Annotated in this window: 13 protein-coding genes; 6 read left to right on the top strand and 7 right to left on the bottom strand. The window is 59.5% G+C overall.

Annotated elements, in window-relative coordinates:
• Positions 1–4 precede the first annotated feature (4 nt).
• Positions 5–454, top strand: a complete 450-nt coding sequence (locus C9411_RS20620) for a helix-turn-helix domain-containing protein (protein WP_033648951.1) — start codon at positions 5–7, stop codon at positions 452–454.
• 6 nt (positions 455–460) lie between these two features.
• Here C9411_RS20620 and C9411_RS20615 read toward each other — a convergent pair whose 3' ends face one another.
• Both C9411_RS20615 and C9411_RS20610 read right to left on the bottom strand, forming a co-directional pair.
• Positions 461–721: a DUF1158 family protein gene (locus tag C9411_RS20615; RefSeq protein WP_107227820.1), complete on the bottom strand. Its 261-nt coding sequence runs from the start codon at positions 719–721 to the stop codon at positions 461–463.
• A 55-nt stretch (positions 722–776) separates the two neighbouring features.
• Positions 777–1,157 carry a putative T6SS immunity periplasmic lipoprotein gene (locus tag C9411_RS20610; protein ID WP_107227819.1) on the bottom strand — a complete coding sequence of 127 codons (381 nt, stop codon included), beginning with the start codon at positions 1,155–1,157 and terminating at the stop codon, positions 777–779.
• A 212-nt stretch (positions 1,158–1,369) separates the two neighbouring features.
• Here C9411_RS20610 and rluF point away from each other — a divergent pair, with 212 nt between their 5' ends.
• Positions 1,370–2,239 (top strand): 23S rRNA pseudouridine(2604) synthase RluF, encoded by an 870-nt coding sequence (gene rluF / locus C9411_RS20605; protein ID WP_063990524.1) that lies wholly within the window; start codon positions 1,370–1,372, stop codon positions 2,237–2,239.
• Positions 2,240–2,762: 523 nt separating this feature from the next.
• On the opposite strand, the gene C9411_RS20600 is transcribed toward rluF, so the two are convergent.
• On the bottom strand, positions 2,763–5,825 hold the full coding sequence (locus tag C9411_RS20600) for an autotransporter domain-containing protein (protein WP_107227818.1): 3,063 nt from the start codon (positions 5,823–5,825) through the stop codon (positions 2,763–2,765).
• A 196-nt stretch (positions 5,826–6,021) separates the two neighbouring features.
• Positions 6,022–6,336, bottom strand: coding sequence for a hypothetical protein (locus C9411_RS20595; protein ID WP_025303891.1), 315 nt, complete (start codon positions 6,334–6,336; stop codon positions 6,022–6,024).
• Between the two features lie 175 nt (positions 6,337–6,511).
• Here C9411_RS20595 and C9411_RS20590 point away from each other — a divergent pair, with 175 nt between their 5' ends.
• Together C9411_RS20590 and C9411_RS20585 are read left to right on the top strand one after the other, a co-directional pair.
• Positions 6,512–7,144, top strand: a complete 633-nt coding sequence (locus C9411_RS20590) for a response regulator transcription factor (RefSeq protein WP_063990526.1) — start codon at positions 6,512–6,514, stop codon at positions 7,142–7,144.
• On the top strand, positions 7,141–8,922 hold the full coding sequence (locus C9411_RS20585; protein WP_063990527.1) for a hybrid sensor histidine kinase/response regulator: 1,782 nt from the start codon (positions 7,141–7,143) through the stop codon (positions 8,920–8,922). Before C9411_RS20590 ends, C9411_RS20585 begins: the two co-directional genes overlap by 4 nt.
• Positions 8,923–8,936: 14 nt before the next feature.
• On the opposite strand, the gene C9411_RS20580 is transcribed toward C9411_RS20585, so the two are convergent.
• Positions 8,937–9,770, bottom strand: coding sequence for an enoyl-CoA hydratase/isomerase family protein (locus C9411_RS20580; protein WP_103773029.1), 834 nt, complete (start codon positions 9,768–9,770; stop codon positions 8,937–8,939).
• A 122-nt stretch (positions 9,771–9,892) separates the two neighbouring features.
• Between C9411_RS20580 and C9411_RS20575 the strand changes: the two genes are divergently transcribed.
• On the top strand, positions 9,893–10,255 hold the full coding sequence (locus tag C9411_RS20575) for a helix-turn-helix domain-containing protein (RefSeq protein ID WP_033635579.1): 363 nt from the start codon (positions 9,893–9,895) through the stop codon (positions 10,253–10,255).
• A gap of 284 nt (positions 10,256–10,539) precedes the next feature.
• Here the strand turns inward: C9411_RS20575 and guaA are convergent, their stop codons facing one another.
• Both guaA and guaB read right to left on the bottom strand, forming a co-directional pair.
• A complete protein-coding gene (guaA, locus tag C9411_RS20570; protein WP_063990529.1) occupies positions 10,540–12,117 on the bottom strand; it encodes a glutamine-hydrolyzing GMP synthase in 1,578 nt (525 codons plus the stop codon).
• A 102-nt stretch (positions 12,118–12,219) separates the two neighbouring features.
• Positions 12,220–13,683 (bottom strand): IMP dehydrogenase, encoded by a 1,464-nt coding sequence (guaB, locus tag C9411_RS20565; RefSeq protein ID WP_033635581.1) that lies wholly within the window; start codon positions 13,681–13,683, stop codon positions 12,220–12,222.
• A 170-nt stretch (positions 13,684–13,853) separates the two neighbouring features.
• Between guaB and xseA the strand changes: the two genes are divergently transcribed.
• A complete protein-coding gene (gene xseA, locus C9411_RS20555; protein ID WP_049191607.1) occupies positions 13,854–15,230 on the top strand; it encodes an exodeoxyribonuclease VII large subunit in 1,377 nt (458 codons plus the stop codon).
• The last annotated feature ends 3 nt before the right edge of the window (positions 15,231–15,233 follow it).

Genomic DNA, 15,233 nt, shown 5'->3' with positions numbered 1-15,233 from the left:
CGTCGTGAAACGTAAAAGCCTGGAAGACGCGCCGTGCCCGGTGGCGCGCACGCTGGATGTGATTGGCGACTGGTGGTCGCTGCTGATCGTGCGCGACGCCTTCGACGGCGTCACCCGCTTCAGCGAATTTCAAAAAGGGCTGGGGATGGCGAAGAACATCCTTGCTACCCGCCTGCGCGCGCTGGTGACGCACGGCGTGCTGGAAATCGTGCCCGCCGCAGACGGCAGCGCCTATCAGGAATATGTGCTGACCGAGAAAGGCCGCGCGCTGTTTCCGGTGATCGTCGGCCTGCGCCAGTGGGGGGAAGATCATCTGTTCGCCGAGGGAGAGGCGCACTCAACGCTGGTGGAAAGCGACAGCGGCCGCCCCGTCCCGCGCCTGACGCCGATCGGCAGCGCCGGGCAGACGCTCACCCCGCTGAATACCCGGGTGGTGAAGGTGGAGGAACGGTGATGAGAGTTAGTGGCGGTACCCGCAGCTCACCCGCTGAAAAACCTGGCGGATAAAGAGCCATTCCAGACACCCGGCCAGCAGATAAACCGCGCCAAAAACGAGCGCACCAAACCATTCCGTATCGTTAAAATGGAAAAACCCACTGGCGTCAATCAGCCAAGCGGTTTGGTTCTGGTTTAGCCTGGGTACAGGAAAAAACTTTATTGTCAGCACAGCCAGCCCAACAACAGCCAATGCGTTAGCGAGCAACAGGGCAAATTTTTTCATAACCTTTCATTCTACAACCTAACGCAGTCCAACAAACTGAACCTAAGAACATGCGTTAATGGTTAACCCTCAGGTTGCCCCGTTCGTCGGAGACAACCATAAATACGGCGGTAATCAAATGCGAACCTTCGGGTGTCTGTATATCGTAGGCGACGGAATAGCGCTTCCCTGGCCGAAAAGCATAGTCGAATACCGGCAGACAGCCCCCCTGTTCAACGTAGAAAACGTCATTATCAATAGCTTTAATGAGCTTATCGCCTGATTCGCTATAAATCTGAACGAAGCGGATATTATCCCCCGCCTTCATAGAAGAAAGAATGCAGACATGGTTATCTTTGGCAGTGACGACGGCGGGGAAGCGCGGAATCAGCTTATCGCCAGGCCCCGGACAGCCGACCAGGAAGCAGGCCGTGAATAGAACCACATATTTTTTCATGCTACCCATTCCTTATACGCGGCTCTGTATACCGCAGAGGCTCCCTATCGACTAATGCTCACTCATCGCTGTCTGAATTGTTTTATTATCCTAACCCGCTTAAAAAAAGAATCTATACCTTAACGTCTAACGTGAATCACGGCCGGAAGCCTTAACGATTCGCTTCGCAGCGTCATCCGGGTAATGTATAGTCCGCGTTTTACGGAGATCCCATGCTGACTAACTCATCCATTCGTCTGAACAAATACATTAGCGAGAGCGGTATCTGCTCACGCCGCGACGCCGATCGATACATCGAACAGGGCAACGTTTTCATCAACGGTAAACGCGCCACCGTTGGCGCTCAGGTATTTGCCGGGGATGTGGTGAAGGTTAACGGTCAGTTGATCGAACCGCGCAATGAAGAAGATCTGGTGCTGATCGCGCTGAACAAGCCGGTCGGCATCGTCACCACCACCGAAGACGGCGAGCGCGACAACATCGCTGACTTCGTCAACCACAGCAAACGCATCTTCCCGATCGGCCGTTTGGACAAGGATTCACAGGGGCTGATCTTTCTGACCAACCACGGTGACCTGGTCAACAAGATCCTGCGCGCCGGCAACAATCACGAGAAAGAGTATCTGGTGACGGTCAACAAGCCGGTGACCGACGAGTTTATTCGCGGCATGGGCGCCGGCGTGCCGATGCTGGGCACCGTGACCAAAAAGTGCAAGGTGAAGAAAGAGGCGCCTTTCGTGTTCCGCATCACGCTGGTGCAGGGGCTGAACCGCCAGATCCGCCGCATGTGCGAACACTTCGGCTACGAGGTCACCAAGCTGGAACGCACGCGCATCATGAACGTCAGCCTGAAAGGTTTGCCGCTGGGCGAATGGCGCGATCTGACCGATGACGAGCTGATTGAACTGTTCAAACTGATTGAAGGCTCCTCGTCCGAGGCCAAGCCGGCGAAGAAGGCCCCAGCCAAACCTGCCGCGGCGAAAAAGCCGAGTGCCGGCGGCCCGAAAGGCGCCGACAAAGCCGCTGCGCCGGCCGGCCGCAAGCGCTTTACCCAGCCAGGGCGCAAGAAAAAAGGGCGTTAACCCCCGCTCGTTCTTCTCGCCAAGCCCGCCATTGCGCGCAATGCTGATCAGTTAGCGTTTTTCTGCAGGCGTTCGTGACATTTTCGGTCGATAAAAGTGAGATGCCCCATGTGGCTCACGCACCTCGACCGAGCCAGGGGCCGAAGGCGCGCCCCCTGGCAACCCGCGCCTTTGCCCTGTCAGACGGTTGGCTTTGCCAACGTTACTCAGCCCATCCCTGGGCCGAGTAATTTCCGCGTAGCGGACAGATGGTGTTAAGCGAAGGCGCGGGTGGAGGGGCCGCGCCATCGGCCCCTCCAATTGCCGTTCATATTGGCCGCAGAGAAATGCGGGACATTTACGGCAATTCCCCTGCACAGAACGCCCAAAGGCTGGATAAAAAAATGCCACTCAGGCTTAAGTGAGCGGCATTGCGCGGGCTTTTTCATCATAAAAGTCAGCCACAGGCCGCCACTGAGCCCTCACCATAAAAAAGGCCCGCATCAAGCGGGCCTGCAAGTACCAGAGAAGTCTAGAGGAAAAATCAGAACGACCAGCGCAGGTTGGCGTTGACCGAATTAACGCGGGTATCGGCGCCGAATTGCCCCTGATAGCCAACATCCAGCGTCGCGGCGCGCGACAGTTTCACGCTCACGCCGATATCGCCCACCATCACGTTGTCATCCACAGCCTGGCCCTGAGTGACGAACGCGTCACTGCCGGCAAACGCCATGCGCGATGAGGTGTTCTTATCGCCGTAGGCATGCTGCCAACCGAGCGAGCCATAGAGGCTGACGTTCTTCGGCAGCTCGGTCACGCCGCGCACCCCGAGCGTGGAGTAGAAGGTGTTCATCGTTTCATTGCGCACGCTCAGCGCCGCCGCGCCACCCGACTCCTGGAAGCTGTCGGTATGCAGGCGGATATAGCTCAGGTTAATGAACGGTTCGACGTTCATCTCCGGCTGGCCGAAACGGTAACCCGCTTCGGTGAACGCCAGCAATGAGTTGGCATCGTAGTCCGACTTCAGCCGATCCGAGAAGCCGCTGAAATCGACGTTGCGCTTGCCTTCGATCTTGTGCCAGGTGTAACCCAGCGCGCCGCGCAGCGAGAACGCATCCTGCTGCCCCGCCGCATACAGGCCGAGGTGGTAGTTGTCGGTATCAGCCTTGGAACGGCGGCTGTCGACGTCGTAGTCGCCGCGGCTGTAACCGAAGTAGCCGCCGATGCGCACGTTATGGTCCGCCAGCTTGCGATCCGCCCCCAACAGGAAGCCGGTGGTGTTGCCATCCAGCTTGCCCACGTTGCCGTTGCCGCTGTTTTTGCCCCAGGAACTGAAGGTCTGCCCCCAGACGCCGCTGTTTTGCGCCTGCGCCGGTTGCACCAGTGACATCGCCAACGGCGGTATCGGCAGGCTGTCGTTGTCGAACAGGCGCAGCATGCGCTGGTTCAGCACGTTGAACAGCTGGGTGCTGCCGGCGATCAGGTTAGACTGCATCGACGGATAGACTTCGCCGGACAGCTGATTGAACGCCTCGCGCGCTTCCGGCGCGCTCAGCAGCAGCAGCGAGTTGTACAGCGCCAGCGAAGGGCCGCTCTGCACCAACGTCGAGAGCGCACCGGCGGTATTCCACTGGTTGCCGCTCTCGGCCACCGTTTGGAAAATGCCCGGCTTGCCGCTGCCTGGATTCTCGCCCCCCGGATTTTCACCGCCTGGGTTTTCCCCGCCCGGATTCTCGCCCCCCGGATTTTCACCACCTGGGTTTTCACCGCCCGGATTCTCGCCCCCTGGATTCTCACCGCCTGGGTTTTCTCCACCCGGATTCTCGCCGCCTGGGTTTTCACCGCCCGTGTCTTTCTGCGCGATGGTCAGATCCACGGCGTTGGCGCTGTGGTTCAACGCCACATCGAGGAAGGCAGACTTGGAGACCGCCGCCGCGAATTGGCCGTCAATGCCGCCGTCCGAGGTCAGAATGCGGTAGCTTTGGCCGGTTTTATAGCTGGTTTGCGGATCCAGCGCCGTGACCTGCACCTTGGCCCGATCGCTAATGGTGGTTTTGCCCGCCACCAGCAACTGGTCGCTGCGGCCGTCACCGGCGATATCGACGTCATAGAAGGATTCGCCGATAAAATTCAGGTAGCGTTTCAGCGTCAGCGTGCCGATATTACCGTCGCCGGGCGAGATATGGCCGCCGGACTGGATCTCGGTCTGGCCCAGCGTGCCGTTGCCGCCCAATGTGCCACCGGCCTTGATCGACGCGGCGCTGCTGTAGCCCTGCCCGTTATTGACGTCGGAACCCGCCGTCGCGTTGAGGATCAGCGTGCCGCCGTTTTCGGCGCTGAGGGTTTGGATCTCGAAGATATCGTCTTCTTTCTGGGTATTGATATCGCTGGCGATGATGAGCTTACCGCCGCGCGCGGTGACGTTGGCCTGCAGCCCAGTGAGATCGCCGTTCAGCGTCGTCTGCCCGGCGGTGTTGATCACCTCACCTTCGCCGCTCATCTTGTTGCTGAAGACGTAATTGCCGTCGGTATGGTTAAAGTACACATAGCTGCCGAACAGCCCGCCCCGCAGGGCGATCGCCGTCTGGGCATCGATAGTGCCTGCGGCACCCGCCGCGCCGAGCGTCGGCTCGGTCAACCCGGTGCCGGTGTCCATGTTGCCGCGGCTGCCAATAATCAGCGCGCCGCGGTTCGAGCCGGAGCCGGTCTCACCCAGCACCACTTCGTTGCCGCCGGCGGAGAATGTCCCGCCGTCCATGACCGCCAACACGCCATTGCCGTAATCGCCGACGTTGACGCTGCTGCCGCTGGTCACGCGTGAACCGTTACCGGCGATCGTCAACTCGGCAGTTTTACGCGCGCCGGAGACGCCCGCCACCTGAATGCCGCCGACGTTGACCGCCCCGCCGTTCAGCACGTCCAGATCGCCATAAAGCGTGAGCGCGCGGCTGACGTTCCACTGGGAATTGGCCCCCGTGACCGTGGCTTTCGGGCTCAGCGTATCGGTCTCGCCCGGCCCGCTGCCATTGCCGATGCGTGCGTCAAAGGCGGTGTTCAGCACCGCGCCGTCTTCAATCGCCAGCGTGGATCGCGCCCCTAAGTCGGTGCCGACGCTGAGAAAATTGCTGGTGACGCGAGAACCGGCGCCGGTGGCGATAAGGTGGCTGTCGTAGCCGCGGGTCGTGCCGACCACGATCTCTTTCGCGCTGGCCAACGCACCGTCTTCAACGCGCAAGGTGCCCCGCCCCAGATTCAGGCCGCCGCGCAGCACGAACTGATCGTTCACCGCATTCAGCTCGGCATTCGGCCCGCGGACCGTGACTACGCTCTCATGAATTTGGCCGTTGAACATCCGGCCGATATTGATGTTATAGGCGCTGATCTTGCCATTCTCGATCAGCAGGTTGCCGCTTTGATTACGGCCGACGTAAACGTCCCCGGTGTAGGCCAATGATTCGGTAATTTTTGAGTCGCCATCAAAAATGGCATCGTCTGCGCGAGCGATATCGGCGGGCGCCAGCATCAGCAGCGGCGCAGAAAATAGAGCGAGGTAAAGTTTGGAAAGCGGTGTTTTAACCGCTAAAGGGTGCGATGTCTTGTCATTCACGGGCTATCTCCGTACTCGTTAGCGTGATGGCGCGAAATTTATTGTTATAGGAAAACTCAATACACTAGAGGAGGTGTGAGGCGTTATTTCGCGCACGCCGGTTTAGTGATCGTCGAAGCAAAAGCTTATTGCCCCCCGGCGCTGACGCTCCGACGATGGAAAACCAGGAAGCGGCAATGCCGCCCCCCAAAGCGAATTATTTGTGCGTGACCACCGGCGTACAGGTCGGCGCGCTCAGCGACGGCGACGAACCTAAAATTCCCGGCATCATCAGCGACGAACAATCGAAAATACGGCCTTTTTCCGTGGTGGCGCGATAAGAAAGTTTTTGGCCGCCCAGCGCATCTGGCTGTGCGCCATTGACATTGGTCACGGTAATTTCGTCCGATGAGCCCAGGCCCAGCATTTTGGCGGTTTCCGCCTGCAGTAATGGAATGGCCTGATCGGTTTTCAGGGTGGAACAACCGGCTATCATCATCGTAACGGTTAAAGCGATAAGTGGTTTCTTCATAAATTATCCTTTATAACCAATCAGTTAAAATTATCGATTGGCTTTATGTTTTCTCTTATCCAAATCCTCGAATAATATATTTCCCTTTCCTAAACGAAAAAACCCTCCTAAAGTAGGGAGGGTTGATAATAATTCATCAGACCTATCTGAACTGTGAAAGCGAAAGGAGAATCCTTTGGGGCAGGATTATGCGTTGGTCGTTGATGACCATCCATTGGTAGCAAGCGGCATCGCCAATTTTCTCAGCACGCATTGCCGATTCAAACAGGCGCATGTGGTGACCAATGAAGAGAATTGCTACCGCCATATTAGGGAAAATGGCCCGCCGCGTTTACTGGTGATCGATTTTTGGCTCTCTTCCGGTACGGCGTTGAAATTACTCAAAGAAGTAAAACAACGTTATCCGCAGGTACGGATTTTAGTAGTCAGCGGCGACGAGAATAACGATATCTGGCAGAAAGTGCACAATGCCGGCGGGCACGGTTTCGTATTAAAAAACGAGCCACCTGAATTATTCGCCAGGGCGGTTTTTGCGCTAAATAATAATCAGGAGTGGTTCCCGGAAGGAAATGAATCCGCCATTAAAAACAACCATGACCATTTAAATAAGTTCAATTTAACGCCAAGGCAAATCGACGTATTAACTATGATGTTGCGCGGTCTGCCAAATAAAAGAATCGCAACGCAACTGTCTATTTCCGAGCCGACCGTGAAAGAGCATATCAGCAATATCTTGAAAAAGATCGGCGTCAACAGCCGGGTGGAAGCCATCACGCTGCTGCACGGCAAACGGGATCCGTCGCCATGAGGTTTTTCCAGAATTTACAAAATGATGGCATCTCCCCACGCGCACAGATCCGCCTGCTGGACAACACCTTCATGCGGTTGGTGTTCAGTTTCACCGCCGTGCCTTTCGTCGGCATCCCGTTCGCCATCTGGATTTATTTGCTGGGCGACAAACTCGGCCCAACAATTACCTGGATCATCGTTTACCTGCTATGTGCCGTGGCGATCCGAATAGGACATCGTCGCTACCTGCGTGAGGCCAAGGAAAATGATGAAGACACCGTGCTGCGCCGCTGGCTGCCGCGCATTAATAAGGTGGCTTTTATTCACGGGCTGGGGATCTCATCACTCTATTTAATTACCCCGCAGACCCATAACTTTGACTTTTTTCTGCTGCTCAATATCAGCATCGCCGCGATCGTTGCTGCCAACGCAACGCATCTGACGCCGGTTATCAGCACCTTTACCCGCTTTTTCTTCGCCTCCTGGGGGCTGCTGAACCTCGGCATCATCTGGCGGCTGGAAGACGTGATGTTCATCGTGCTGATGCTGAACTTGCTGTACGGCTTCGCCATTTACCGCCACGCGTTAACCTCGCATGCGTTCTTTATCCAGCAGGCGTTGCTCGAAGAACAAAGCTCGCGCTTGGCGGAGCAGTTCCGCCAGGCTAAAGAGGAGGCGGAACAGGCGCTGCTGGACAAGAACCAGTTCCTGACCACCGCCAGCCACGATCTGCGCCAACCGGTGCACGCCATGGGCTTTCTGATCGAAGCCATCATCCACAAAAACCGCGACGACAGCCTGACGCCGCAGCTGCTGGATCTGCAGCAGAGCGTGCGTTCGGTGCATTTGATGTTCAATTCATTGCTCGATCTCAGCAAGATCGAATCCGGCAACGTGCGCACCGCCGCCACCCATGTGGATATCGGCGCCCTGCTCGACTCGGTGATCACCCTGTTCCGCGAAGAGGCCAACAGCCGTGCCCTGGCGCTGCGCACCTGGCGGCCTAAACGGCGCATCAGCGTGATGGGCGATCCGCTGCTGGTGCGGCAATCGTTGATCAACCTGATCCAAAACGCCTTGCGCTACACGCAACGGGGCGGCGTGCTGATCGCCATCCGCCCGCGCGGCGCCGAGTGCCTGGTGGAAGTGTGGGACACCGGCGTGGGCATCGCCGACGAAGAGAAAAGCAAAATCTTCTCCCCTTACTACCGCCCCGAGCTGGCATGGAAAATCGACAGCGCCGGCCACGGGCTGGGGCTGGCGGTGGTGGCGCGCTGCGCCAAGCTGATGAAGGTGAAGTACGGCATGCACTCCGTCGAAGGCAAAGGCTCGCGCTTCTGGATGCGCTTCACGCAATACGTCGGCGAAGACAAAGCGCCGGAAACCGCGGCCGCCTACGACAACACCGCCACGCCTACCCGCTATGCACCGCTGCGCGGCGCCTGCCTGGTGGTGGACGACGATCCTTTGGTGACCTCTGCCTGGGAGAGCCTGATGAGCACCTGGGGCATCACCGTGCGCTGCGCGGCCTCCGCCGAGGAAGCCTTCGCCATCGTCGACGACGGTTTTACGCCGTTCGCCGTGCTGTGCGACCAGCGCCTGCGTTCCGGCGAGAGCGGTTTCGACATCCTGAAAGCGCTGTTCGAACGCCTGCCGGACGTGAGCGGCGCCATGGTCAGCGGCGAGTTCAACTCGCAGATATTGCAAGAGGCCGAGCAGGAAGGCTATCTGGTGCTGCGCAAACCGCTGGAGCCGGCCAGGCTGCATGCGCTGCTGACGCAGTGGGGGGCCGGCTAGCGCGCGGCGGCGCCTTAGCGGGCAAGATGCCGCAGCAGGCCTTCAAGGTTGCGCTCCCCCTCCGGGGTTTGCGCACCGGCCTTCAGCCCGCCGCGGATCAACCGCTCCGCGGCCGGGCGTGCGAACAATCCCGCCCAGGCGTCGTGCTCGCGATAAAAACCGGCCTGCAGATCCGGTACAGGCATCGCCTGCTTGGCCGCCGCAATCACGCCCTCTGGCAATGCCGCGATATTGCGCGCTAACCGCTCGACGAAATCATCGAGCTCGGCGGCAGGCAAGGCACGGTTAATCCAGCCATAACGCTCTGCGGTAGCGGCATCGATGAGATCGGCGCCCAAGATCACTTCCAGAGCGCGGCCGCGCGTCATTCGACTCGTCAGATACTGCGTCGCACCGCCGCCGGGCGTAATGCCCATCAAGGCCTCGCACTGGGCCAGCCCCGCCGCTTCCCGTGCCGCGAAAGCCATATCGGCCGCCGCCACAAACTCGGCGCCGCCGCCGCGCGCCAGCCCAGCCAGCTTAACGAGAGTGACCTGCGGCTGGCTGCGCAGCAGTTCGCCAAACGCCTGGAACGGATTAAGCCCCTCCGGCGCGTTGCTCGCCAGTTCGTCGAAAGCGTGCGGCTCATCGATCAAGGTCATGTCGACGTGAGCAATAAAGAACGCTGGGTTCGCGCTCTGGAATACCAACACCCGCGTATCCGGATCGTCACGCACCGCGAGCAATAAACGGCTGATTTCCGACATCAGCGCCACATCGAGTACGTTTACCGGTGGGTTATCGATAGCGATCGTCATCACGCCGTGCGCATGAGACAGCCTGAGTTTGCTGAAATCTGTATCTGTCATCTCAATGTCCTTTTACCTGGGGTACAAGTGCGGGTTATTCGCGCCGTGTTTCGAATGGTATACTTTGCATACCTGGCGTCAATTACGCACCTGAAGCATCCCAGGGATGCAGGAAGATACCGATGGATAAGACCGATGTTGTTTACCGCGCCGACTGCCCGAGCCGCATCGTGCTCGATCAGATTGCCGATAAATGGTCCATGATGGTGCTGGAAGTGCTGCGCGAGCCGCAGCGTTTCAACGCCATCAAGCGCCGTCTGGATGGCGTCACGCAACGCGTGCTGACCCAGACCCTACGCAAATTGGAACGCAACGGCATGGTGCATCGCAAAGTGTTGGATGGGCGGGTGCTTGGCGTCGAGTATTCGCTGACGCCGCTCGGCAAATCCCTGCAGGGGCCGTTCTCGATACTGTTCGACTGGACGTTAGGGAATATTGAGGCGATTCAGGAGTGCCAACGTAAGTATGATGAGCAGGACGAGTGATGCGATCCCCCATAGATAGGTTCAGAGAGATCGAGCATGGCCCGTTCTTTTTAACGTAACCGATGGTCTCTACTTTCTTCATGCCCCCTGGCGCTATCAAATCATACCAAGGTCTGAACATAGGCCATATTTAGACCACAAACAATGTTCGGCTTTACCCATAACTTACCTCATGGCTGACAACAGGCAGAAAAGATATGGCCATACAAAGAAAAACCCTCTGTAAAAACAGAGGGTTTTAGTCACTAAGACCTAGTTACGAACAGGCTGCGGGAAGTGTCAAATCACTCCCACTCAATCGTCGCCGGCGGCTTGCCGCTGATGTCGTACACCACGCGGGAGATGCCGTCCACTTCGTTGATGATGCGGTTGGAGACGCGGCCGAGGAAGTCATACGGCAGGTGCGCCCAGTGCGCGGTCATGAAGTCGATGGTTTCTACCGCACGCAGGGAGACCACCCAGTCGTATTTGCGGCCGTCGCCCATCACGCCGACCGAACGCACCGGCAGGAACACGGTGAACGCCTGGCTGACTTTGTTGTACAGGTCGGCTTTGTGCAGCTCTTCGATGAAGATGGCGTCGGCGCGGCGCAGCAGATCGCAGTACTCTTTCTTCACTTCGCCCAGCACGCGCACGCCCAGACCCGGGCCCGGGAACGGGTGACGGAATAGCATGTCGTACGGCAGGCCCAGCTCCAGGCCGATCTTGCGCACTTCGTCTTTGAACAGCTCTTTCAGCGGCTCGACCAGGCCCAGCTTCATCTCTTTCGGCAGGCCGCCCACGTTGTGGTGCGACTTGATCACGTGCGCTTTGCCGGTGGCGGAAGCGGCGGATTCGATCACGTCCGGGTAGATGGTGCCCTGCGCCAGCCATTTCACCTGCTCTTGCTTGCAGGCTTCTTCGTCGAACACTTCAACGAACACGCGGCCGATGATCTTGCGCTTGGCTTCCGGCTCGTCCACGCCCGCCAGTGCGGTCAGGAAGCGGTTTTCCGCCTCGACGTGCACGATGTTCAGGCCGAAGTGGTCGCCGAACATTTCCATCACCTGGTTGGCTTCGTTCAGGCGCAGCAGGCCGTTGTCGACGAACACGCAGGTCAGGCGTTTGCCGATGGCGCGGTGCAGCAGCATCGCGGTCACGGAGGAGTCTACGCCGCCGGACAGGCCGAGGATCACGTGGTCTTCACCCACCTGCTCGCGGATGCGCTCGACCGCATCTTCGATGATGGTGGCCGGGGTCCACAGGGCTTCACACTGGCAGATGTCCAGCACGAAGCGCTCCAGCATGCGCTGGCCCTGGCGGGTGTGGGTCACTTCCGGGTGGAACTGCACGCCGTAGAAGCGTTTTTCTTCGTTGGCCATAATGGCGAACGGGCAGGTGTCGGTGCTGGCGACGGTCACGAAGTCGGACGGGATCGCGGTCACTTTGTCGCCGTGGCTCATCCACACGTCCAGCAGCGGTTTGCCGGCCGGGCTGATGGCGTCTTCGATATCACGCAGCAGCGCGCTCTCTTTGACGATTTCCACCTGCGCGTAGCCGAACTCGCGTTCGTTGGAGCCCTGCACATGGCCACCCAGCTGCATCGCCATGGTCTGCATGCCGTAGCACACGCCCAGCACCGGCACGCCGGCGTTGAACACGTAGTCAGGGGCGCGCGGGCTACCGGCTTCGGTGGTGCTTTCCGGGCCGCCGGAGAGGATGATGCCGCTTGGGTTGAATTCGCGGATCTGCTCTTCGCTAACGTCCCAGGCCCACAGTTCGCAGTAAACGCCGATTTCGCGCACGCGGCGGGCGACCAGTTGGGTGTATTGCGAACCGAAGTCCAGTATCAGGATGCGATGCTTATGGATATTTTGTGTCATGTGAGGCGAATTCCAGCAACAAGAGAAAAAGAGCGAAAATGTGTGTTTCGGGATGGGGCTTGGCGCCCCACCCCGGCCTCTCACTCAGGAGAGGTTAAGGCATTAGCCCATGCGGTAGTTCGGCGACTCTTTGGTGATGGTCACGTCGTGCACGTGGCTTTCCTGAATGCCGGCGCCGCTGATGCGCACGAACTCCGCCTTGGTGCGCAGATCGTCGATGGTGGCGCAGCCGGTCAGGCCCATGCAGGAGCGCAGGCCGCCCATCTGCTGGTGGACGATGGCTTTCAGCATGCCTTTATAGGCGACGCGGCCTTCGATACCTTCCGGCACCAGTTTGTCGGCGGCGTTATCGGTCTGGAAGTAACGGTCGGAAGAGCCTTTGGACATCGCGCCCAGCGAGCCCATGCCGCGGTAAGACTTGAACGAACGGCCCTGATACAGCTCGATTTCGCCCGGGGATTCTTCGGTGCCCGCCAGCATGGAGCCGACCATCACGCAGGATGCGCCTGCGGCGATCGCTTTGGCGATGTCGCCGGAGAAGCGGATGCCGCCGTCGGCGATAACCGGAATGCCGGTGCCTTCCAGCGCTTCCACCGCGTCGGCGATGGCGGTGATCTGCGGTACGCCCACGCCGGTCACGATGCGGGTGGTGCAGATGGAGCCAGGGCCGATACCCACTTTCACCGCGCTCACGCCGGCTTCAGCCAGCGCTTTGGCGCCCGCTGCGGTCGCGACGTTGCCGCCGACGATCTGCAGATCCGGGTATTTGGCGCGGGTTTCGCGGATGCGCTGCAGCACGCCTTCGGAGTGGCCGTGCGAGGAGTCGATCAGCAGGACGTCAACGCCTGCCGCCACCAGCGCGTCAACGCGCTCTTCGTTGCCGGCGCCGGCGCCGACCGCCGCGCCTACGCGCAGACGGCCGTGCTCGTCTTTACAGGCGTTCGGCTTACGTTCCGCTTTCTGGAAGTCTTTAACGGTGATCATACCCAACAGGTGGAAGCTGTCGTCCACCACCAGCGCTTTTTCTACGCGCTTTTCGTGCATCTTCTGCAGCACCACGTCGCGCGCTTCACCTTCTTTCACGGTGACCAGGCGATCTTTTGGCGTCATGACCGCGGTGACCGGCTGGGTCAGATCGGTCACGAAGCGCACGTCGCGGCCGGTGATGATGCCGACCAGCTCGTTGTCTTCGGTCACGACCGGGTAACCGGCGAAGCCGTTGCGGGCGGTCAGCTCTTTCACTTCCTGCAGCGTGGTGGATGGGGTAACGGTCTGCGGGTCGGTAACTACGCCGCTTTCATGCTTCTTCACGCGGCTGACTTCTTCAGCCTGGCGCTCGATGGACATGTTTTTGTGGATGAAGCCCAGGCCGCCTTCCTGCGCCAGCGCGATGGCCAGGCCGGATTCGGTAACGGTATCCATGGCTGCGGACAGCATAGGGATGTTCAGGCGGATGGTTTTGGTCAGTTGAGTGCCGAGCTCTGCGGTGTTAGGCAGAACCGTGGAGTGGGCTGGAACCAGGAGGACGTCGTCAAACGTCAGAGCTTCTTTAGCGATACGTAGCATGGGCAATATCTCACCAGGGTGGGCTGTGAAAAAGATAAAATATTGCCGCGGCATTATACAGAGCGGAATCGGTTGCCTCCAGCACTTTCTTACAAAAAGTCTTGATTACCTTTTTCAGCCATGTAGTATCGACCAATTAAGTGATTGTTTTGAAATTTGATCTGGGTCACATGTCGCTACCTGTTTCGCCTTCCATTTTTACCGTAAGCCGCCTCAATCAGACGGTTCGCCAACTGCTGGAAAGGGAAATGGGGCAGATTTGGCTCTCCGCCGAGATCTCCAACCTCTCCCAGCCCGCCTCCGGCCACTGGTATTTCACGCTGAAAGACGACCGCGCCCAGGTGCGCTGCGCGATGTTCCGCAACAGCAACCGCCGCGTCACTTTCCGGCCGCAAAACGGCCAGCAGGTCCTGGTGCGCGCCAGCATCACGCTGTATGAACCACGCGGCGACTACCAGCTGATCGCCGAGAGCATGCAGCCCGCCGGCGACGGCCTGCTGCAGCAACAGTTCGAGCAGCTGAAACAGCGCCTGAGCGCCGAAGGGCTGTTCGATCAGCAGTTCAAGCAGCCGCTGCCCGCCCCGGCCAAACGCGTCGGGGTGATCACCTCCGCCAGCGGCGCGGCGCTGCACGATATTCTGCAGGTCTTGCAGCGGCGCGATCCGTCGCTGCCGATCGTCATCTATCCCACCTCGGTGCAGGGCGCGGAAGCGCCGATGCAGATCGTGCGCGCCATCGAGACCGCCAACCGCCGCGATGAATGCGACGTGCTGATCGTCGGCCGCGGCGGCGGTTCGCTGGAAGATCTGTGGAGCTTCAACGACGAACGCGTGGCACGGGCGATCTTCGCCAGCCGCATTCCGATCGTCAGCGCCGTCGGCCATGAAACCGACGTCACCATCGCCGATTTCGTCGCCGATCTGCGCGCGCCGACCCCATCCGCCGCCGCCGAACTGGTCAGCCGCAATCAGCTTGAGCTGTTGCGCCAACTGCAGTCGCAGCAGCAGCGGCTGGAGATGGCGATGGATTACTACCTGGCGCAGCGCCAGCAGCAGTTCACCCGCATTCATCACCGTTTACAGCAGCAGCATCCGCATCTGCGCCTGGCGCGCCAGCAGACGCTGCTGTTCAAGCTGCAGCGCCGGATGGAAGACGGCATGCAGCAACAGCTGCGCCTGGCCGCCCGCCGCAGCGAACGCGCCCAGCAGCGGCTGGCACAGGTGCAGCCGCAGGGCCGCATTCACCGCTACCAACAGCGCGTGCAGCAGCAGGAATACCGCCTGCAGCAGGCGATGGAGCGGCAGCTCAACGCCTACCGCCAGCGCTTCGGCGTGGCCTGCAGCCAACTGGAAACCGTCAGCCCGCTGGCGACGCTGGCGCGCGGCTACAGCGTGACGCAAACCCCGCGCGGCGAGCTGCTGAAAACCACCAAACAGGCGCAGGTCGGCGAACTGCTGAAAACCCGCCTGCAGGATGGCTGGGTGGAAAGCGAGGTGAAAACCATCACCGTCGCCAAGAAGCCGCGCAAGAAACGCGCGGCCGAGTAGCCC

It is taken from the genome of Serratia sp. Nf2, from assembly GCF_003028435.1.
Taxonomy (GTDB): domain Bacteria; phylum Pseudomonadota; class Gammaproteobacteria; order Enterobacterales; family Enterobacteriaceae; genus Serratia; species Serratia marcescens_L.
The sequence above is the reverse complement of the archived record's forward strand: the minus strand, read 5'-3'. Positions and strand labels throughout refer to the sequence as shown.